Genomic DNA, 396 nt, shown 5'->3' with positions numbered 1-396 from the left:
CAAGCCGCACGTAAACGTCGGCACGATCGGTCACGTAGACCACGGCAAGACCACGCTGACCGCGGCGATCACGCACGTGATGTCCTCCACCTACGGTGGCCAGGGCATGGCGTTCGACCAGATCGACAAGGCGCCGGAAGAGAAGGCGCGTGGCATCACGATCTCGACCTCTCACGTCGAGTACGAGTCCGACAAGCGTCACTACGCCCACGTCGACTGCCCGGGTCACGCCGACTACGTCAAGAACATGATCACCGGTGCCGCCCAGATGGACGGCGCGATCCTGGTGGTTTCCGCCGCCGACGGCCCGATGCCGCAGACCCGTGAGCACATCCTGCTCTCGCGTCAGGTAGGCGTCCCGTTCATCGTCGTGTTCCTGAACAAGGCCGACATGGT

Annotated in this window: 1 protein-coding gene; it reads left to right on the top strand. The window is 63.9% G+C overall.

All coding sequences use genetic code 11. From position 1 onward, the window contains the following. Nucleotides 1–396 (top strand): GTP-binding protein (locus tag FAZ79_RS11315; RefSeq protein WP_136868059.1); only part of this gene is annotated, 396 nt, incomplete at both ends.

It is taken from the genome of Guyparkeria sp. SB14A (assembly GCF_005096345.1).
Taxonomy (GTDB): domain Bacteria; phylum Pseudomonadota; class Gammaproteobacteria; order Halothiobacillales; family Halothiobacillaceae; genus Guyparkeria; species Guyparkeria hydrothermalis.
This window is presented reverse-complemented; position numbering and strand designations above follow the sequence as displayed.